The following is an 18449-nucleotide window of genomic DNA, read 5'->3' as shown; positions in this document are numbered from 1 at the left end:
TGACCTCTCCCTCCGCTCGCGGAGGGAGAGGGTAGGGTGAGGGAGGTGCGGCGGCCGCGCATCACCGCCGAGGCCGGCGCGCGCGGAGAGTCCCCCCTCACCCAACCCTCTCCCCCCGCCGAGCGGGGGGGAGAGGTCTATTCCCCTTCCGGCGCGTCCGACTTGAAGTAGGGCTCGACCTTGCCTTCGAGCTTCAGCGTCAGGGGGTTGCCCTTGCGGTCGACCTTGTTGCCGACGGCGACGCGGATCCAGCCTTCGCTGACGCAGTACTCGTCGACGTTGGTCTTCTCCTCGCCGTTGAACTTGATGCCGACCCCGCGCATCAGCAGGGCCTCGTCGTAGAAGGGGCTCTTCGGGTGGGCGGAGAGGCGGTCGGGCGGGGTGTCGCTCATGGGGCGGCTCGCAAACTGGATTTGCGCCCCTCCTAGGGCCTGTTCGCCGGCTTGCATAGATGGGGCTGGACAGACACATAGCCGGATGGTTATGGATCAACTCATAGCCAACGGATTATCGATCGCACATGCCGGACGCCCGCGACCTGCTGTTCAAGACCCTCGCCGATCCGACCCGGCGGGCCCTGTTCGAGCGCCTGTGCCGCGAGGGCGAACAGACCGTCGGGGCGCTGACGGCTCAGGCCGGCGTCTCGCAACCGGCCGTCTCCAAGCATCTCGGGGTGCTGAAGCAGGCCGGGATGGTGCAGGATCGCCAGCAGGGCCGCCAGACGCACTACAGCGCGCGGATCGAGGCTCTGGCCCCCCTGATCGACTGGACCAGCGAGATGTCGGCCTTCTGGCGAAGCCGGTTCGACAGCCTGGAAGACCTGCTCAAGAGGATGGACCAATGACCGAAGCCCAGACCGAGACCCTTTCCGTCGTCGTCGAACGGGAGCTGCCGCATCCTCCGGAGAAGATCTGGCGCGCGCTGACCCAGCCGCACCTGATCGAGGAGTGGCTGATGAAGGCCGACTTCAAGCCGGACGTGGGTCACGACTTCAGCCTGCGCGCCGACTGGGGCTCCATCGCCTGCAAGGTCCTGGAGGTCGAGCCGAACCGGACTTTGGCCTATACCTGGGACGCCTATGCGCTGAAGAGCGTGGTCACCTGGACCCTGACGCCGACCGACGCGGGCACCCGCCTGCGTATGGAGCAGTCCGGCTTCCTGCCCAACCAGCCGCAGTTCTACGAGGGCGCCAAGGCCGGTTGGCCGCAGTTCTTCGGCAAGCTGGAGCAGGTCCTGGAGCGGCTGGACTGAGGCCCCTCGAGAAGGAGTGAAGCTTTGGAGACCAAGACCGGCGGCAAGTCCGCCAAGGCGGCCGCGCCTGAGAGCGGCGCGTCCGCCTCGCGGCTCATCGACCAGCGGATCGCCGACCTCGGCGGATGGCGGGGTCAGACGCTGGCCCGCATGCGGGCGCTGATCCTAGAGGCGGACCCGCAGGTCGTCGAGGAGTGGAAATGGAACAATCCCGTCTGGTCGCGCCACGGGATCATCTGCACCGGCGAGGCCTACAAGAAGGCGGTGAAGCTCACCTTCGCCAAGGGCGCCCGGCTCGCCGATCCGGCGGGCCTGTTCAACTCCAGCCTGGAAGGTAATCTCCGCCGGGCGATCGACATCCCCGAAGGCGCCGAGGTCGACGCGGCGGCGTTCAAGACGCTGGTCACGGCCGCCGTGGCGGAGAATGCGGCCGGCGCCAAGACCAGGTGAGGTCAGGCCGATGAGCAAGCAGGTTGGCGAGAACGGCGTCGTCCTCCTCTCGGGCGGCAATCCGCAGATCCCCAAGGGCGACGGCGACGGGCCGGTGCAGGCCTACATCGCCGCCATGCCCGGGTGGAAACGCGGGGTGGGCGAACGGCTCGATGCGCTGATCGTCAAGACCGTCCCCGACGTGCGCAAGGCGGTGCGGTGGAACTCGCCGTTCTATGGGGCGCGGGAAGGCGACTGGTTCGCCTCGTTCCATTGCCTGACCCGCTACGTGAAGCTGACCTTCTTCAACGGCGCCGCGCTGAAGCCCCTTCCGCCCGGAGGCACGCCGAAGAGCGGCCAGGGGCGCTGGATCGACATCTACGAGGGCCAGGAGATCGACGAGACGCAGCTGGCCGACTGGATCCGGCAGGCCGCCGCGCAGCCGGGCTGGAGCTTCGGCGACAAGTCCTGAGCTAGTGGCGCAGCCGCCGGGCGATCGCCTCGGGCAGCAGTCCGCCGGTCTTCGCCTCGCCGACGGTGTCGGCCATCTCCGCCCCGCGGGCGCCCATGGGCTGTTCCGGGCCTTCGGTGGTGTCCTTGGCTGTCTGGTGCTCGATCTCGGAGTTGATCTCGGCCCCGAAGAGCACGACCACGGCCGACAGCCACAGCCACATCAGGAAGCCGAACACCGCGCCCAGCGAGCCGTAGGTCTCGTTGTAGTTGGCGAAGTTGGCCAGGTACCAGGAGAACAGCGCCGAGCCGACGATCCACATCACCGTCGCGGCCACGCTGCCCCAGCTGACCCAGCGCCACTGCGCCTTGTCGCGGCTCGGGCCGTAGCGGTAGAGCGCCGAGAGCCCGAACATCACCACCGCCAGCAGCAGCGGCCAGCGCAGCAGGGCCAGCAGCTCCGCCGCCCCGCCCAGGCCCAGCGCCTGCATCACGATCGGCACGACCACGACCGCGCCCATCGCCAGGCTGATGAAGACGATGGCGCCGACGGTGAACGCCAGGGTGATCAGGTTGAGCTGGATGAAGCCGCGCTTCTCCTCCTCGTCGTAGGCGATGTTCAGGCCCTTGAAGAGCGCCTTCATCCCCGCGTTGGCGCTCCACAGCGACAGCAGCACGCCGACAAGGAAGGTCAGGCCCAGCCCCGCGTCGTTGGCCGCGGCGATCCGCACCATCTGGTCGCCGATGAAGGTCGCCGCGTCGGCCGGGATGACGCCGGTCAGGCCCGCCAGATGGCCGCGCGCCGTCTCGATATCGGCGAACAGTCCGTAGATGGCGACGAACGCAGCCAGCGCCGGAAACAGCGCCAGGATGCCGGAGAAGGCGATGCTGCGCGCCCATGAGGCGACGTCGTCGTCGCCGTACTCCTTCCAGGCCCGCCAGAGGATGTCCTTCCAGCCCCTGGCCGGGATCTCGGACGGCTTCTCGGCCTGGCGGCCGCGGTCGGCATCGTCGGCGGCGCCCGGATCGGCCGCGGGTCGCGCTGGGCGCGCCTTAGCAGGCGCGAAGCTGCGCTCCGCCTCGGCGGGCGCGGGCGCGGCCGCCCCCCGCTCGATGAGGGGCGCGCGCCGGCGCTTGCGGGCGGCGAGCACGAGCCCCAGGCCAAGCCACGGGGCGAGGCCGCGCCGGCGCGAGATGTCGAGGTCCTTCTGGCCGGCCATTGCGGCTGATCCTGTCGGTGGCGCGGTGGCTTCCGCTGCACCAATGATCAGGCCCGGCGCAGCGTTCCGGAGAGCTTTTCGAAGGACTGCCGGACCGCGCCGCGGGCCTTGGGGCTGGCGGCGAGCGCGGCGGCGAGGCCGATCAGCGCGAGGGCCGCGGTCGAGGCCAGCGGCCGGGACCGGGCCTGGTCGAGGCCGTTGCGGCCGACCTGGGCGGCGAGGGCGGCGCGGGTCCCGACGGGGCGGGCGGCGCGCCGCAGTTGCTCGGTGATCCGGCTCCGGCGCTGCAGGCCGGTGGGCAGGAGGGTCATGGATCGGGGGCTCCTCGTGACGGCGTCAGCGGGAGCAACGCGGCGGGGCGCCGGAGCGATCCATCAAATGAGACCCCACTGTGCAGCTTACCTGGGCCCTGGGCGTTGAACCCTGGCCATGGTCGCCAGCATCAGCAACGAGACCTACGCCATCGGCCTGGCCCGCGCGTTCGGCGGGGCGGTGCTGTTCGCCTTTCCGCTGCTGATGACCATGGAGATGTGGGACCTGGCCTCGTCCATCCAGCCGGTGCGGCTGGCCCTGTTCCTGGCCGTCAGCCTGCCGTTCCTGCTGGGTCTGTCCTACTATTCCGGCTTCCGCGAGACCTTCGGCTGGCTCGACGATGCGCTGGACGCCTTGGCGTCGCTGGCGGTGGGCTTCATCGCCGCCTTCGTGCTGCTCGTGCTGTTCGGCGTGGTGACCCCGGACGACAGCCTCTACGAAGCGGCCGCCAAGACCGCGCTGCAGGGCGTGCCGGCGGCCATCGGCGCCCTGCTCGCCCGCCGTCAGCTGCGCGGCGGCGAGAAGGGCGGCCCGGACGATCCCGAGGAGGAGATCGAGCGGCGGGAGGGCTATCTCTCCCAGCTCTTCCTGATGCTGGCCGGCGCCCTCTTCGTCGCCTTCAACGTCGCCCCGACGGAGGAGGTCAGCCTGATCGCCTTCCAGTCCAGCTCCTGGCTCACGCTGGCGCTGCTGGGCGTCTCGATCGTGGCGCTGCACGCCATCGTCTACACCGTGGGCTTCGCGGGGCAGGAGGCGCACGAGAACCCGCTGCAGGCGGCGCTGCACTACACCGTCCCCGGCTACGCCATCGCCCTGGCCGCCAGCCTCTATGTGCTGTGGACCTTCGGGCGGACCGACGGGGTCCCGCCCGGCGACGTGCTGCGCCTGGGGGTCGTCCTCGCCTTCCCCGGCGCGCTTGGCGCGGCCGCGGCCCGCCTGCTGGTCTAGCCATGGCCCGCAAGCCGCCCGCCCGCGCCGCCGCCAAGACCGCCGCTTGCAGGACGCCGCTGCTCGAGTGGATCATGGCCGGGCTCGGGCTCGTGCTGCTGCTCGGCGCGATCGGCGTGATCCTCGCCGACGCCCTGGCGGCCGACGGGGAGCCGCCCACGCTGAGCGTCGAGCGGCTCGGGGCCACGCGGACGCCGGCCGGCTGGGTGGTCGAGTTCCGGGCCCGCAACGCCAGCCAGCGTCCGGCCGCCGAGGTGCAGGTCACAGGCGTCCTGAGCGCCGGCGGCGCCGAGGTCGAGCGCCGCTCCGCCACCCTCGACTACCTGCCCGGCGGCGGCGACCGGCGCGGCGGGCTGCTCTTCCGCAACGACCCGGCCGCCGGCGAACTGGAACTCTCGGCCGAGGGTTACCGGGCCCCCTGAGGAGCACGGCGAGGTTGGACCTGCGGGGAGCGTAGAAGAAGGTCTGGTCGATGCGGGCCGGGGGCTGCGCCGGCGCGCTGATCCGCCCTTCTCCCCCTTGTGAGGAGGGGGCCTGCGAAGCCGGTCGCGAGCCCACTCAGGAGGCTCTTCGGGCGCCTCCCCCCGCCCACACGGGGCGAGGGGGGAGCCAACTCACTCGCGCCACGTTCTCCGGGCTCAGCGGAGGCCCAAGCCCTTGTCGAATGATGGAATCCTCGACGCCGTCGTGGTCGGCGCCGGCCCTGCGGGGCTGACCGGCGCCATCTACCTGGGTCGGTTCAAGCGCAGCTTCGTGGTCCTCGACTCCGGGGAGAGCCGGGCGGGCTGGATCCCGGTCAGCCACAACCACCCGGGCTTCCCCGACGGCGTGAACGGGCTGGAGCTTTTGCGCCGCATGCGGGTGCAGGCCGAGAAGTACGGCGCCGTCATCCGTCCCGGCCGCGCCCAGGCGCTGAAGGTGGAGGACGGCCTGTTCCGCCTGGCGGTCGACGGCGAGGAGGTCCGCGCCCGCAACGTGCTGCTGGCCTGCGGCGTGGAGGACGTCGAGCCGCCGCTGCCGGACATCGAGGGCTGCGTGCGCCGCACCCTGATCCGCATCTGCCCGATCTGCGACGGCTACGAGGTTCAGGGCCAGAGCGTGGGCGTGATCGGGCAGGGACCCCACGCTGCGGCCGAGGCGATCTTCATCACCACCTATTCCGACCGCGTCGCGCTGATCCATATCGGCGACCCCGACAGTCTCGACGGCGCCTGGCGCGACAAGCTCGCCCGCGCCGGGGTCGAGGTCATCGAGACCTCCTGCGAGCGGGTGGTGCTGGAGAAGGAGAAGATCCAGGCCCTGCACTTCGGGCCCGGCGAGCCGCGGCGGTTCGACGTGATCTACTCGGCCATGGGCGTGCGCCCGCGCACCGAACTCGCCCAGCAGGCCGGTGTGCCGCTCGACAGCTCCGGGCGGCTGATGGTCGGCGAGCACCAGGAGACCAGCGTGCCCGGGCTCTACGCCGCCGGCGACCTGGTCCGCGGCCTCAACCAGATCAGCACCGCCGAGGGGGAGGCGGCGATCGCGGCGACCCACATCCACAACAGCCTGCGGGCGCGCGAGCTGTAGTTCCGGCCTACGCTAAGTGCCGAAGCTTGCACATTAATTCTACATGTTCAGGAACGCGGCCGCCGGGCCGCCGTTCTCCAGGGCCTGTGAACGGTTGAGGAGTCGCCGATGCCTTCCGAAGCGGAGTTCGGCTATCGCATCGAGCCCTGCGACGAAGGGTGGGCCTGGACCGCGTTCGACGAGGCCGGCGAGGTGCAGGCGAGCGGGGCGGCTCCGACCAAGGCCATTGCGGCCGCCTGCGTGATCCGCGAGATCGCGCGCTCCGTCGACGGATCCGGCGACGGCGGCGCCTGAGGCTTTCGCCGCGCGCGCCGGCGCGGATGTGGCATAGTCGGCCGCCGATGAGCCCCAGCGAGCCGCCCGAGCAGGTCGACAAGCCCAGACGCGCCCGCGGCCGCGCGGAGGTGCTGTTCTACCGCGCCTTCGGAGTGGTCTGCGTGGGGCTGGCGGCGATCGGCGCGGTGCTGCCCCTGATGCCGACCACCGTCTTCCTGCTGCTGGCCGTGTGGGCCTTCGCGCGCGGCGCGCCGGAGCTGGGCGAGCGGCTTTACGCCGATCCCCGCTTCGGCCCGCTGCTCAGGGACTGGGACGAGCGGCGGGCGATCCCGGTGCGCGCCAAGATCATCGCCGTGATCGGCATGGCCGCGGGCCTTGCGATCGTCATCTGGCGCTCGGACGGGCCCATCGCCCCGGCGATCGCCTCGGTGGTGATCCTGGCGGGGGCCGCCTTCGTGCTGAGCCGCCCGAGCTGATCTCCAGCGGCCGGCTTGCTTGCGGGCGACCTTTGCCTTATCTGCACGCGCCAAGTCATCGCGCGCAATGACCTGCTTTAGCAGCACTCGAATGCTGCGAGTGCCAAAGTATCCTTCATTGTCTATTCATACGAGTCGGCGCCACACTCGACCTTGCGCGTTATGTCTTCGATGCGACAAGTCGAGGTGAATAGATGACCGCTTCGATCGAGTTCCGTAAGCAGCTCGACGGTTATGGCCTGACCACGGCCGAGATCCTCTACCACATGCCGGACCACCCGGCCCTTCTCCAGAGCTACATCTGGCAGGAATACGACCTGTTCCCGGAGTTTCCGGTGCTTCACAAGTTCCTGGATTTCTGGGCCCACAAGCTCGACGGCGTCCTCCACTCCGTCACCGTCGGCCACGCCCGCCTGATCCGCCCCGCCGAGCTGAAGGCCGTCGGCGCCAGCTTCAAGCTGAACTGACGCCGGGAAGGCGCTAGCCTTCTCCCATGACGTTCACCAAGCGGCTGCACGCCCCGATCATGCGCGGCGAGGTCACCTGCAGCGTGCGGATCTGGAGGCATCCGCGGGTGCGGGTCGGCGGGCGCTATCCGCTCGGGCCGGGGTTCGTGGAGGTGACGGGCCTGACCGAGATCGACGGTTCCGACGTCACGCCCGAACTGGCGAAGCGGTCCGGGTTCGACAGCCTCGAGGATCTGATGGCCACCGCGCGGCACGGGCGGGGCGAGCGCGTGTTCCTGGTCGAGTTCGTTTACCAAGGAGAAGGGGCCGGCGGGGAAGGATGAGGCTTGGGCCACGGCCCAGCCTGAGGAGCCTTCCCGCGGACGCGCCCCGCCGCGACGAAAAGCGCCAAGACAACAGGCGGTTGTTGTGTCAAAAACCGATCAAGAGCTGGGGGCGGCTCTTGGGCGCCGAAGAGCGTCAGGACGGAGTGGAACGCCCCATGGCCAGACGCGAGATGCACCTCGTGGTCGGCGGACGCCTTCCCAGGATCCCGCTCGGAGTCTTCACCAGCAAGGAGCTGGCCGAAGCCTACTGCGCGCGCCACAACGCCTGGTTCGGCGCCGAACATCCGCTGAGCCCGCTCGAGGTGCGGCCGGTGGAGGTGGACCCCGAGCCCTTGCCGCTCACCGAGCCGCGCAACGACGAGGCGCACCAGCAGGTCGTCCAGCTGGCGGCCATCGGTCCGACGGAACGCCACGTGGAGCGCCCGGCCCACGCCGGCGAGTTCGGCCAGGTGCTGCGTCTGCGGCGGTCCTGACGCCGAAACCGGCGCGCCGCCTCTCGACATCTCCGCCGCGCGGGCCGATTGATCGGCCCCCATGCGCCAGGCGCTTCATCACCTCCGCATCGACACCTCCGGGCGCGGCCTCGTGGAGATCACCGGGCAGGTGCGCCGATGGGCCGAGGGACAGGGGATCGGCGAGGGCCTGCTCACCCTCTTCTGCCGCCACACCTCCGCTTCGCTGACCATCCAGGAGAACGCCGACCCGGACGTGCGCCGGGACCTGGAGGCCTTCTTCGACCGGATCGCCCCCGAGGCGCCCGGCCGCTACATCCATGACGCCGAAGGCCCCGATGACATGCCGGCCCACATCCGCTCGGCGCTGACCGGCGTGCAGCTTTCGGTGCCGCTCAGCGGCGGGCGGCTGGCGCTGGGAACCTGGCAGGGCGTCTACCTGTTCGAGCACCGCCGGGCGCCCCACCGGCGCCAGGTGGTGCTGCATCTCCTGGGTGAATGACCGGAACAAAGCTGCGCTGCGGCTGTTCCCACAACAATTCAAACGGGAGATGCCCATGATCCGTCCGATCCTCTGCGGCGTGGCCGCCGCGGCTCTGATGCTGGCCGGCTGCCAGCGCAACGAGACCGCCGAGAGCCCCGGCCAGACCGAACCGGTGAACGCGGCGCAGGACGCGATGAGCGCCGCCGTCGGCGCAGCCTCGTCCGCCACCCTCGGCCAGACGACCGAAGGCTTCGCGACCAACGCCGCGATCAGCGACATGTACGAGATCGAGGCCGGCAAGCTGGCCCAGGAGAAGGGCCAGTCCCAGGCGGTGAAGGACTTCGGCGCGATGATGGTCAAGGACCACACCGCCAGCTCCACCGAGATGAAGCCGCTCGCACAGGCGGCCAACGTGACCCTGCCCACTGAGATGGATCAGCGCCGCAAGGGCCTCATCGACAACCTGCGCGCGGCCAACGGCGCCGATTTCGACGAGGCCTACATCGACCAGCAGGTCGCCGCCCACGAGGAGGCGCTCAACCTGCTCAACGGCTACGCCCAGGACGGCGGCGACGCCGGCCTGAAGGCGTTCGCGGCCAAGACCGCGCCGGTGGTCCAGAAGCACCTGGACCAGGTGCGCGCCATGGACAGCGCCGCCGAGGCCGCGCCGGCCGGCCAGACCGCGCCGGCCAAGTAGACCGACCGGTTTTCGCCCCGCCGCGTCGGTTGGACGCGCGCGGGGCGAGTGCGCCTGTCGTATATCCATAGGTGGGCGCTGCGGTTGGGCGCCCGCCTACGGCGAGCAGATGACAAGCGCTCACGACCCCACCTTTGTCGGCCTATCGCTGCTGGTCGCGGTGCTGGGATCGTGGACCGCGCTCGACCTGTTCCGGCGCGTGCGCGCCCACATCGCCCAGGCGCGGATGATCTGGCTCGCGGCCGCGGCGGTGGCCATGGGCGTCAGCATCTGGTCGATGCATTTCATCGCCATGCTGGGCTTCGACCCGGGCTCGCCGGTCCGCTACGACCTGGGCCTCACCCTGCTGTCGCTGGCCCTGGCGGTCGGGGCGACCGGCTTCGCCTTCTTCTGGGCGGGCGGCGGATCGGCCGGCCTGCGCCGGCTGGCGATCGCCGGAACGGCGATGGGCGCGGGCATCTGCCTGATGCACTACGTCGGCATGGCGGCGCTGCGTACGGCGGTCGCTCTCGGCTATGAGCCGCGGCTCGTCGCCCTGTCGTTGGTGGTCGCGGTGGTGGCCTCCACCGCTGCGCTGGTCGCCGCCCGGCGGGAGCGGTCGATCGGCTGGCGGGCGGTCTCGGCCCTCGTGCTGGGCGGGGCCATCGTCGGCATGCACTACACGGCCATGGCGGCCCTGCGGCTGACGCATCAGGGACACGCGCAGGCCTCGTCGGGCGACCTCTCGCCGATCCTGCTCGCCACGGCCGTGGCGCTGGGCACCCTGGTGCTGCTGTTCTTCGCGCTGCTGGCCTCGCTGTACGACCGCCGGCTGGAGGTGCTCGACGCGCTCCAGGCGGGCAAGATCGGCTACTGGGAGCTGGAACTGCCGCGCATGCGGCTGCACGTCTCGCCGCGGGGCAAGGAGATCTTCGGGCGACGTCCCGACCAGCCGTTCGGCTATGCCGACCTGCTGGCGGCCTTGAGGCCCGGGCAGGGCGCCGCCCAGGAGACCGGGCTGACCCAGGTCTGGGAGAGCGGCGAGGACTACGACGTGGAGATCCCCGTCCGACCGGCGGACGGCTCGGAACGCTGGGCCAACCTCCGCGGCCGGGTGATCGCCGACCGCAGCGGGCGGCCCCGCCGGCTGCGCGGCGTCATCCTCGACGTCACCGACCGGCGGCAGGCCTTCGCCGCCATGGCCGAGAGCGAGCGCCGCTTCCAGCTGGTGGCGGACAGCGCCCCGGTGTTCATCTGGATGAGCGACGAGCAGGGCGCCCTGACCTTCGCCAACCGCCACTTCCAGGAGGTGTTCGGCCGCCGACCCGATCAGATCCTCGGCCGCGGATGGATCGAACTCTTCCTGCCCGAGGACCGCGACGCCTTCCGTCCGGCCTCGGAGGCGTTCGAGCAGCGCAAGCCCTTCACGATCACCGCCCGGGCCCAGGCCAGGGACGGCCGGATCCTCTGGCTGCGCTGCGACGGCGCGCCGAGGTTCGAGGAGGGCGGCCGTTTCCTCGGCTACGCCGGATGCAACGTCGACATCACCGAGGCCCACACCTCGCTGGAGCGCCAGCAGCTGCTGGTCAACGAGCTGAACCACCGGGTGAAGAACACCCTGGCGACCATCCAGTCGATCGCCGCCCAGACGGCCAAGGGCGCGCCCTCGCCGGCGCAGTTCCGCGAGGCCTTCGAGGCGCGGCTGGTGGCCCTCTCCCAGACCCATAACGCCCTGACCCGCGGCGGCTGGGAGCGGGCCAGCCTGCGCCAGCTGCTGACCCAGGAGCTGCAGCCCTACTCGGCCGATCAGACCCGGCTCGACGGGCCGGACGTCGACCTGCCGCCGCGGGCGGCGCTGTCGCTCGGCATGGTGCTGCACGAGCTGGCCACCAACGCGGCCAAGCACGGGGCGCTGTCGACGCCCGCCGGCTGCGTCCGGGTGAGCTGGAAGCTGCAGCAGCGCGGCGGCGCGCAGCGGCTGGTGCTGGACTGGCGCGAGGAGGCGGGGCCGCGCGTCGAGACGCCCAGCCGCCGCGGCTTCGGCTCGCGGCTGATCGAGACCAGCATCGTGCGCGACCTCGCCGGCGTGGCCGAGCTGAAGTTCGCGCCGCGCGGCGTCGCCTGTCGGCTCGAGATCCCGCTGGTGGAACAGCCCGACGCCCTCGCCGCGGCGAGCTGATCCTCCCTCCCCATGAGGGGGAGGGAAGGGCGTCACCGTCCGGCGAGCCAGCGCATGCGGTAGCCGTTGATCGCGTACTGGCCCAGGCGGTCGAGGAGCCGCCAGTTGACCACCGCCCCCACCGGGGCGCCGACCACCGGCAGCAGCTGGGCGAGCTTGGCCAAGTCGATGTAGTCCCGGTACTCCTGCTGGAACCTGCGCCAGTCGAAGGCCTCGAAGCTCGTCGGGCAGTCGGCCGGGTCCCAGTCCTCGATCCGGCGGAAGACGTCGGCGCGATGCTCGGGACTGGAGAAGGCCAGCTCGAAGAGATGCAGGATGAACACCCGCTCGCCGAACACCTCGCCGGAGTGGCCGTAGATGGCCGCCAGGTCGAACAGCAGCTTGATCTTGATGCCGATCAGGATCGGGAAGTCGGCGGCCGCCATCAGGAAGCCGCCGGCCCCGGCGACCCCGCCCTCCACCGCGGCGGTGGTGCGGTAGTTCTTGATGTAGTCGGCCGCGCGCCGGTCGCGCTCTTCCAGGGACAGGCCCTGCAGCGGATCGGCGGTCGTGACGTCGGCGCCCACAAGAATGCCCCGGGTCATCCGCTCCATCACCGCGGTGACCGCCTGGTGCACCTTCTCCGGGATGGCGCGGGTGATCCGCTGCTGCACGCCGCGCGTGGCCCGGTTCCAGGCGTTGGGGGGGCTGAGCATCTTCTCGCGCCAGCGCGCGACCTCGCCCTGGGCCCAGTGCTCGTAGGCGGTCTCGGAAACGAAGACGGGCGGACCTGAGGTCATCAGGCCCGCCCTTTAGAGCTTCCGACGGTTGAGGTCGACTAGGGCGCGCCGCCCCCTGCCACCAGGTTGTTGCGCCGCCGGCCCATCAGGGCCTGCGCGGCGGCCAGCTCGTCCTGGCTGAGGCCGCCGTCCTTGTCGGTGTCGATCATCGCGAAGTTGGTCCGGATGAGGTTCCCCATGCGGCCCCGCGCCTCGGTGAGCTGGAGCTTGCGGTCGAGGTTGTCGTCCATCATCCCCAGCATGGTCGACGCCTGCAGGGCCTGGTCGTACTCGGGCTTGAGGTCGTCGGAGGTCTCCTCCACCCAGCGGTAGCGCAGGGCGGTGAAGAACATCTCCTCGAACGACTGGTCGCCCCAGGTCACCACCTTCTCCGGGTCCGGGTTGGCCGGGTTCCGCTTGGAGTTGTCGTAGGTGTAGGTGGCGATCAGCCGCGAGCCCGCCGGGACCTTGATCGGCTCGGCGAATTCATAGGCCCGCTGCCAGTTGAAGTCGTACTTGGGCAGGCTGAGCAGCAGCTTCCGCGTCCCGTCCGGGTACTCGATCGTCAGGTCCGACGAGTGGCCCCGGTAATGGGCGTGCGGGAAGGCCGAGTAGAGCAGGGCGTCCTTCGGGAAGATCAGGTAGGCGACTTCCTTGTGCCGCGCCGTGTTGGCCGGGATGGTGATGGTCGGGTCCATGATGGTGATCCCGCGCATGACCATCTTCGGCTTCTGCCCCTCGGGGTAGAAGTAGAGGGCGATCTTCGAGCGGTCGGTCGCCGCCTTGCCGAACGGGGTGTAGTGGTTCTGGAAGCCGATCGCCCCGCCGCCGGGCACATAGGTGCCCACGTCGTCCGGCGAGATGGTCGACTCCGAGCCCACCGCATAGCCGCCCACCGAGGCGCCCCAGCGGCTCTCGTTGCCTTTGCCGTCGGCCGGCATCTCCTTCATGTAGCCGGTCAGGATGTGGTGCACGCCCTGACGCTGCTCGACCTTGATGGTCGAGGCGCGCAGCCAGCGGCCCTCCGTCAGCGGCCAGGGGATCGCCGGGCGCTGGTAGTCGACGATGCCGGTCTCGGGGATGTCGTAGGCCGGGATGTCCAGCACCAGGTCGGGCTTGCCGAGCGGCCACTCCGGGGCCTCGAACTTCACCTTGGCCAGCGGGTCCTCGCCCTCGCCGCGCGGCGCGCCGGCCTCGATCCAGTGGACCAGGGTCTTGATCTGCTGCGGGCTCAGGGACTTGTCGTCGTGGAACTTACCCACCGAAGGATCGGCGTGGTACGGCGGCATCCGGTCGGTGCGGATGACCTCGCGGATCATCGGCGAGAAGCCCTTGATCATCTCGTAGTTGGTCAGGGTCATCGGGCCGATGCCGCCCGGCTGGTGGCAGGCCACGCACTTCTCGCGGACGATCGGGGCGATGTCGTGCACGTAGCTGATCTTGGCGTGCTCGGCCCGCTTGGCCCGCTCGGGGAAGTCGATCAGGCAGCCGGCGGCCTGCACCTTGGCCTGGGCGACGGGCCGGCCGGCCATCAGGGCGTCCAACGCGTCGGCCGCGAAGTGCTTCTCGGCCTTGGCCTTCTGGCGCTCGTAGGTGACGCGGTCGTCGACCGGCCCGCGGTAGACCACCTTCCAGCTCTTCGGGTCGATGACGAAGACCTCGGCGGTGCGGGTCACGCCCAGCTGCTCGCCGACCAGCTGGTTGACGTCCATCAGGATCGGGATGTCGTAGCCATACTCCTTGGCCTCCTCGACGATCGCCTCGCGCTTATCCTGCAGGTTGGAGTTCAGGTAGAGGAACTCCACGCCCTGGGCCTTGTACTTGTCGCGCAGCGCCTTGATGGCGGGGTTGGTGTTGCGCATCACCGGGCAGCCGTTGCCGTGGGTGACGATCACCACCGCCTTGGCGTCGGCCAGCCGGTAGAGCTCGTGGCTGTCCAGGTTCTGGTCGGCCAGCATGAAGTTGTCGACGCTGGCCGGCAGCGGCGTCTCGGCGGTCTCAGCCGCCGCGCCATGGGCGGCGTGGCCGGCGTGGCCTTCGTGATGGCCGGCGTGCGGATCGGCGGCCTTGGCCGGGCTGGCGGCGTTCGACACGCCCCAGATCAGCGCCATCGAGGCCATCGCGGCGCCGGCGATCGCGAGCTTGAACTTCATTCGTCCCTCCCCAGGGACCGGCGGCCGCCTTCTGTCGGGCGTGACGCCGGCGTCACTTTTGTCCTGGCCTGCTATACCGCTGTTCCGAAAAACCGTCCACCGGCGAGGCTGGGCCTTGGGATCGGATCATACCAGATCAACGGCTCCGCGCCTCCGGTGACTGGTCAGGGCGTCCCGGCGCAGACCTGCGACCCGCTCAGCGGGACGCCTTTAGCTGTCACCGGCTCACGCCTTCGCCGTCACCAGCCAGCAGGCGGCGGTGACCTTCAGGCGGTCGCCGTCGCGGTAGGGCTCCAGGGCCTGGGTGACGGCCTCTGTGAGCTTCGGCTTCAGGGTCGGTTCGGCGCGCACGGCCGCACCGGCCGGGCCGACGCCCAGCAGCAGGTCCATGGCGTCCTGCCTCGTCACCGACACGGGCGCGTCGAGCGGCTCGACGGCGATGTCCGTCCATCCGGAGCGCTCGAGGACGCCGCGCACCTTTCCGGCGTCGGCGAAGGCGAACTGGCCGGGCGCGTCGGGGTCGGGCGCAGGCGCGGTCGGCAGCAGCGCCGCCGCCGCCATGGCCGGGGCGGCGAAGAAGGCGTTCTCCATCGGGCTGCGCCAGGCGACGAAGGCCAGCCGTCCGCCGGCGCGGATCGCCCGCCGGATGTTGGCGAAGGCCGCGTCCGGATCTTCGAAGAACATCACCCCGAACCGGGACATCGCGGCATCGAAGGCCTCGCGGCCGAGGTCCGCCGTCTGGGCGTCGGCCTGCAGGAAGTCGACGTTCGCGGTCTCCGCCGCGCGGCCCCTGGCCAGGCCCAGCATCGGGGCCGAGATGTCCACGCCGACGCAGCGGCCGTTCGGGCCGAGGCGGCGCGCCATCTCCAGGGTCGTGCTCCCGTAGCCGCAGCCGATGTCGAGCACCCGCCCGCCTTCGCCCGGAAAGGCCGCCGCCAGCAGCGGCGGGGTGACGTTGTCGAGGAAGCGGTCCAGGGGGCCGGAATGCTCCACCCAGACCTGGCCGGCCTCGCTCCAGTGGGCGGCCTGGTCGGTGTTGGCGATGGCGGCGTCGGTCATGATCGGGGGCTCCTCGAGCGGTTGCGTAACCCTGGGGGTCGAGCCACTGTGCAAGTTCAAGCCGACTTGAGGTCAAGCATGTCCTTGCTCGACATCTCCGAGGTCGCCCGCCGCACCGGCGTGCCGGCCTCGACGCTACGCTACTACGAAGAGCAGGGGCTGATCGCCTCCGTCGGCCGCCGCGGCCTGAAGCGGCTGTTCGAGCCGGGCGTCGTCGAGCGCCTGGCCCTGATCGCCCTCGGCCAGGCGGCGGGCTTCTCGCTGAAGGAAATCGACGAACTGATCGGGGGCGAGCGGATCGACAAGCGGCGGTTCGCCGCCAAGGCCGAGGAGATCGACAGGCTGATCCAGCGGCTCACCGCCATGCGCGAGGGCCTGCGCCACGCCGCCGCCTGCCCCGAGCCCGACATCACCCAGTGCCGCCACTTCCGGCTCATCCTGCGATCGGCCAGCGCCGGCCTGCTGCCGCCGGCGCCGCGGATCGCCTTCGAGGCGGTGGAGGTCTAGCGGGCGGCGGGCTCCAGCTCGGCGATCACCTCGACCACCCGGTCGCGCAGCCAGACATGGGCCGGGTTCTTCTGGTGGCGGCTGTGCCAGTACATGCGGATCTCCGGCGCGGGCGAGGGGACCGGCAGGGCGTAGACGGCCAGCCCAAGTTGCCCGGCGAAGGCGTCGGCGAACTGGCGGGGCAGGGCGGCGATCACGTGGCCGGCCGCCACCGCCCGGGCGACGGCGAAGAAGTGCGGCAGGGCCAGCACCACCTCGCGCCGGCGGCCCTCGGTCTCCAGCACTTCGTCCACCATGCCGGAGAGGCTGCCGTCCACCGAGCGGATCGCGTGCGGCAGGGCGCAGAACAGGTCCAGCGGCAGGACCTCGCCGGGCGCGATCCCGGCCGCGGCGATCTGCGGGTGATCCTTCGCCGCGACCATCACGAACGGGGAGACGAACAGCGCCTGCGTCGCCACCCACTCGGGCAGTTGCAGCGGGCGCTCCAGGGCCAGGTCCAGCACGTCGTCGGCCAGCAGCCGCTCGACGTCGCCGAAGGCGGTGTCGAGCAGCCGCAGGCGCACGCCCGGCGCCTCGGCCGCGATCCGCTCGTGCAGCCGGGGTATCACCAGGGTGGAGAAGAAGTCCGCGCCCAGCAGGGTGAAGGTGCGCTGGGCCTTGGCCGGATCGAAGCGGGCGTCGCCCGCCAGCGCCCGCTCCAGGCTCGTCAGCGCCTCGCGCACCGCCGGCGCCAGCGCCTCGGCCCGCGGCGTCGGGGCCATCTCCGCGCCCCGGCGGACGAACAGCTGGTCGTCGAGGATCGCCCGCAGCCGGTTCAGCGCCGAGGAGACCGCCGGCTGGGAGAGACCCACCTGCTCGCCGGCGCGCGTGACGCTTCGCTCGCGCGCCAGGGCGTCGAACACCCGCAACAGGTTGAGATCGAAGGCGGCGAAATTCATCGGCTCAATTCAGACCATAGCGAACGGCGATTTCCGTAGGGGCCCCGGCCCCGCTAGATGGGCGGGCATCCGCTGGCCCCGCCGGCGACCTTCAAACCAAAGGTCGGAAAGATGCAAACCCCGCAAGACAACGCGCTCTGGTTCCTCAACACCCGCGTGCGGTTCCTGAGATCCTCGGCGACCGGCGCCGACGGCCTCAGCGTGCAGGAGCACCGCCTGCCGTTCGGCGACTCCCCGCCGCTGCACGTCCATGAGCGCGAGGACGAGATCTTCCACATCCTGGAAGGGACCATCCGCTTCAAGGTCGGCGACGACGAGGTGACGGCCGGCCCCGGCCAGAGCCTCATCGGACCCAAGGGCGTGCCGCACAGCTTCCGCGTCGAGTCGCCCGAAGGCGCCCGCATGCTGGTGATGAGCGTCGGCCCCGACTTCGAGGGCCTGATCCGCGACGTCGGCCGCCCGGCCGAGACCGACGGCCTGCCCGAGCCGATGGAACCGACGCCCCAGATGCAGGCCGACCTCGCCCGCCTCGCCGCCGCCCGCCGCATCGCGCTGATCGGCCCGCCGATGGCGGCGTGAGGGGGCGCGCCGGTGACTGGTTGGCCGCGCAGCGGCCTACCTGTCACCTTGCTCGGCGCGGGGTGACAGGTAGCGCCGTTGCGGCGCAACCAGTCACCGGGAGGCGTGCTAGCCTCACCGCATGATCGAATTCCCCCTCTCCGGCCTCTCCGCCCTGGTCACCGGCGCGGCCAGCGGCATGGGCCGGGCGACGGCGGAGCTGCTGGCGCGGCAGGGGGCGAAGGTGGCGGTCACCGACCGCAACGAGGCGGGGGCGGCGCAGGTGGCCGAGGCGCTCGCGGCGGAGGGCTTCAGCGTTGCGGCCTGGGCGCTGGACGTCAGTGACGCCGCGCAGATCGCCAGCGTCGTCGTGGCGGCGGCCGAGCGGTTCGGCGGGCTGGACATCCTGGTCAACAACGCCGGCGTGTCCGGCTTCTCGCCGCTGGGGGCGGAGGGCTACGACGCCGTCTGGGAGCGGTCCCTCGCCGTCCTGCTGACCGCCCACCAGCGGACGGTCCGGGCCGCGTTGCCATACCTGAAGCGGTCGGCCGGCCCGCGGATCGTCAACGTCGCCTCGACGGAGGCGCTCGGCGCCACGGCATTCGACAGCCCCTATGCGGCGGCCAAGGCCGGCGTGGCGGGCCTGACCCGCGCCATGGCGGTGGAGCTCGGACGCGACGGGATCTGCGTCAACTGCGTCTGCCCCGGGCCGATCCTCACCGGCATGACGGCCGCCATCCCCGACGAGGACAAGGCGACCTTCGCCCGCCGGCGCACTGCGCTCGGCCGCTACGGCCGGCCGGAGGAGGTGGCGCACGTGATCGTGAGCCTGTGCGCGCCGGCCGCCTCGTACATTACCGGCGCCGTGATCCCCGTGGACGGCGGCCTCACGGCCCGCAACGCCTGACGCTGCGGCGGGCGCCCCGACGTCATCATTGTCGCCGTCCAAGGGCGCGGTAAG

General features: G+C 71.0%; 25 protein-coding genes. 18 read left to right on the top strand and 7 right to left on the bottom strand.

Annotation, left to right across the window (positions count from 1 at the left end; translation table 11 throughout):
* Positions 1–137 precede the first annotated feature (137 nt).
* A complete protein-coding gene (locus ACFSC0_RS04525) occupies positions 138–392 on the bottom strand; it encodes a DUF3297 family protein (protein ID WP_377282324.1) in 255 nt (84 codons plus the stop codon).
* 128 nt (positions 393–520) lie between these two features.
* On the opposite strand from ACFSC0_RS04525, the gene ACFSC0_RS04520 reads away from it, so the two are divergent.
* From ACFSC0_RS04520 to ACFSC0_RS04505, 4 genes are read left to right on the top strand one after another with little or no spacing between them, the layout of a single operon-like run.
* Positions 521–844, top strand: coding sequence for an ArsR/SmtB family transcription factor (locus tag ACFSC0_RS04520; RefSeq protein ID WP_377282323.1), 324 nt, complete (start codon positions 521–523; stop codon positions 842–844).
* Positions 841–1251 (top strand): SRPBCC family protein, encoded by a 411-nt coding sequence (locus ACFSC0_RS04515; protein ID WP_377282322.1) that lies wholly within the window; start codon positions 841–843, stop codon positions 1249–1251. Before ACFSC0_RS04520 ends, ACFSC0_RS04515 begins: the two co-directional genes overlap by 4 nt.
* Positions 1252–1275: 24 nt before the next feature.
* Positions 1276–1701 carry a DUF1801 domain-containing protein gene (locus ACFSC0_RS04510; protein ID WP_377282321.1) on the top strand — a complete coding sequence of 142 codons (426 nt, stop codon included), beginning with the start codon at positions 1276–1278 and terminating at the stop codon, positions 1699–1701.
* Positions 1702–1711: 10 nt separating this feature from the next.
* Positions 1712–2152, top strand: coding sequence for a DUF1801 domain-containing protein (locus ACFSC0_RS04505; protein ID WP_377282320.1), 441 nt, complete (start codon positions 1712–1714; stop codon positions 2150–2152).
* Between the two features lies 1 nt (position 2153).
* Here the strand turns inward: ACFSC0_RS04505 and ACFSC0_RS04500 are convergent, their stop codons facing one another.
* Together ACFSC0_RS04500 and ACFSC0_RS04495 are read right to left on the bottom strand one after the other, a co-directional pair.
* Positions 2154–3350: a YihY/virulence factor BrkB family protein gene (locus ACFSC0_RS04500; RefSeq protein WP_377282319.1), complete on the bottom strand. Its 1197-nt coding sequence runs from the start codon at positions 3348–3350 to the stop codon at positions 2154–2156.
* A gap of 47 nt (positions 3351–3397) precedes the next feature.
* Positions 3398–3661: a hypothetical protein gene (locus tag ACFSC0_RS04495; protein WP_377282318.1), complete on the bottom strand. Its 264-nt coding sequence runs from the start codon at positions 3659–3661 to the stop codon at positions 3398–3400.
* Positions 3662–3779: 118 nt separating this feature from the next.
* Here ACFSC0_RS04495 and ACFSC0_RS04490 point away from each other — a divergent pair, with 118 nt between their 5' ends.
* From ACFSC0_RS04490 to ACFSC0_RS04440, 11 genes are all read left to right on the top strand, one after another.
* Positions 3780–4610 (top strand): TIGR02587 family membrane protein, encoded by an 831-nt coding sequence (locus ACFSC0_RS04490; RefSeq protein ID WP_377282317.1) that lies wholly within the window; start codon positions 3780–3782, stop codon positions 4608–4610.
* A gap of 2 nt (positions 4611–4612) precedes the next feature.
* Positions 4613–5032 carry a hypothetical protein gene (locus ACFSC0_RS04485; protein WP_377282316.1) on the top strand — a complete coding sequence of 140 codons (420 nt, stop codon included), beginning with the start codon at positions 4613–4615 and terminating at the stop codon, positions 5030–5032.
* 235 nt (positions 5033–5267) lie between these two features.
* Positions 5268–6179: an NAD(P)/FAD-dependent oxidoreductase gene (locus ACFSC0_RS04480; protein WP_377282315.1), complete on the top strand. Its 912-nt coding sequence runs from the start codon at positions 5268–5270 to the stop codon at positions 6177–6179.
* A 108-nt stretch (positions 6180–6287) separates the two neighbouring features.
* Positions 6288–6473, top strand: coding sequence for a hypothetical protein (locus ACFSC0_RS04475; RefSeq protein ID WP_377282314.1), 186 nt, complete (start codon positions 6288–6290; stop codon positions 6471–6473).
* Positions 6474–6520: 47 nt separating this feature from the next.
* Entirely contained in the window at positions 6521–6931 is a 411-nt protein-coding gene (locus ACFSC0_RS04470; RefSeq protein ID WP_377282313.1) for a YbaN family protein, read from the top strand.
* A gap of 194 nt (positions 6932–7125) precedes the next feature.
* The gene (locus ACFSC0_RS04465) at positions 7126–7398 is read left to right on the top strand and encodes an usg protein (protein ID WP_377282312.1); all 273 of its coding nucleotides are present in this window, start codon (positions 7126–7128) and stop codon (positions 7396–7398) included.
* Positions 7399–7424: 26 nt separating this feature from the next.
* Complete coding sequence (locus ACFSC0_RS04460) at positions 7425–7721, top strand: ASCH domain-containing protein (protein ID WP_377282311.1); 297 nt, start codon at positions 7425–7427, stop codon at positions 7719–7721.
* Between the two features lie 158 nt (positions 7722–7879).
* Positions 7880–8197, top strand: a complete 318-nt coding sequence (locus tag ACFSC0_RS04455; protein WP_377282310.1) for a hypothetical protein — start codon at positions 7880–7882, stop codon at positions 8195–8197.
* A 61-nt stretch (positions 8198–8258) separates the two neighbouring features.
* Positions 8259–8678, top strand: coding sequence for a secondary thiamine-phosphate synthase enzyme YjbQ (locus ACFSC0_RS04450; RefSeq protein ID WP_377282309.1), 420 nt, complete (start codon positions 8259–8261; stop codon positions 8676–8678).
* Between the two features lie 55 nt (positions 8679–8733).
* Entirely contained in the window at positions 8734–9357 is a 624-nt protein-coding gene (locus ACFSC0_RS04445; protein WP_377282308.1) for a DUF4142 domain-containing protein, read from the top strand.
* 109 nt (positions 9358–9466) lie between these two features.
* Positions 9467–11515 (top strand): MHYT domain-containing protein, encoded by a 2049-nt coding sequence (locus ACFSC0_RS04440; RefSeq protein ID WP_377282307.1) that lies wholly within the window; start codon positions 9467–9469, stop codon positions 11513–11515.
* A gap of 32 nt (positions 11516–11547) precedes the next feature.
* Here the strand turns inward: ACFSC0_RS04440 and ACFSC0_RS04435 are convergent, their stop codons facing one another.
* The 3 genes from ACFSC0_RS04435 to ACFSC0_RS04425 form a co-directional block, all read right to left on the bottom strand.
* Positions 11548–12294 (bottom strand): EcsC family protein, encoded by a 747-nt coding sequence (locus ACFSC0_RS04435; RefSeq protein ID WP_377282306.1) that lies wholly within the window; start codon positions 12292–12294, stop codon positions 11548–11550.
* 38 nt (positions 12295–12332) lie between these two features.
* On the bottom strand, positions 12333–14426 hold the full coding sequence (locus ACFSC0_RS04430; RefSeq protein ID WP_377282305.1) for a redoxin family protein: 2094 nt from the start codon (positions 14424–14426) through the stop codon (positions 12333–12335).
* Between the two features lie 225 nt (positions 14427–14651).
* Entirely contained in the window at positions 14652–15485 is an 834-nt protein-coding gene (locus ACFSC0_RS04425; RefSeq protein WP_377282304.1) for a class I SAM-dependent methyltransferase, read from the bottom strand.
* Between the two features lie 78 nt (positions 15486–15563).
* Here ACFSC0_RS04425 and ACFSC0_RS04420 point away from each other — a divergent pair, with 78 nt between their 5' ends.
* Positions 15564–15992, top strand: a complete 429-nt coding sequence (locus ACFSC0_RS04420; RefSeq protein WP_377282303.1) for a helix-turn-helix domain-containing protein — start codon at positions 15564–15566, stop codon at positions 15990–15992.
* On the opposite strand, the gene ACFSC0_RS04415 is transcribed toward ACFSC0_RS04420, so the two are convergent.
* Complete coding sequence (locus ACFSC0_RS04415) at positions 15989–16930, bottom strand: LysR family transcriptional regulator (protein ID WP_377282302.1); 942 nt, start codon at positions 16928–16930, stop codon at positions 15989–15991. The two genes, ACFSC0_RS04420 and ACFSC0_RS04415, sit on opposite strands and share 4 nt — an antisense overlap.
* A 111-nt stretch (positions 16931–17041) precedes the next feature.
* Between ACFSC0_RS04415 and ACFSC0_RS04410 the strand changes: the two genes are divergently transcribed.
* Together ACFSC0_RS04410 and ACFSC0_RS04405 are read left to right on the top strand one after the other, a co-directional pair.
* Positions 17042–17509, top strand: a complete 468-nt coding sequence (locus ACFSC0_RS04410; RefSeq protein WP_377282301.1) for a cupin domain-containing protein — start codon at positions 17042–17044, stop codon at positions 17507–17509.
* 121 nt (positions 17510–17630) lie between these two features.
* On the top strand, positions 17631–18395 hold the full coding sequence (locus tag ACFSC0_RS04405) for an SDR family NAD(P)-dependent oxidoreductase (protein ID WP_377282300.1): 765 nt from the start codon (positions 17631–17633) through the stop codon (positions 18393–18395).
* Positions 18396–18449 lie beyond the last annotated feature (54 nt).

Origin of the sequence: Phenylobacterium terrae, assembly GCF_042681205.1 — a bacterium.
In the GTDB taxonomy this organism is placed as follows: domain Bacteria; phylum Pseudomonadota; class Alphaproteobacteria; order Caulobacterales; family Caulobacteraceae; genus Phenylobacterium; species Phenylobacterium terrae.
Note: the sequence above shows the minus strand (reverse complement) of the source record. Positions and strands in the feature narration are given on the sequence as shown.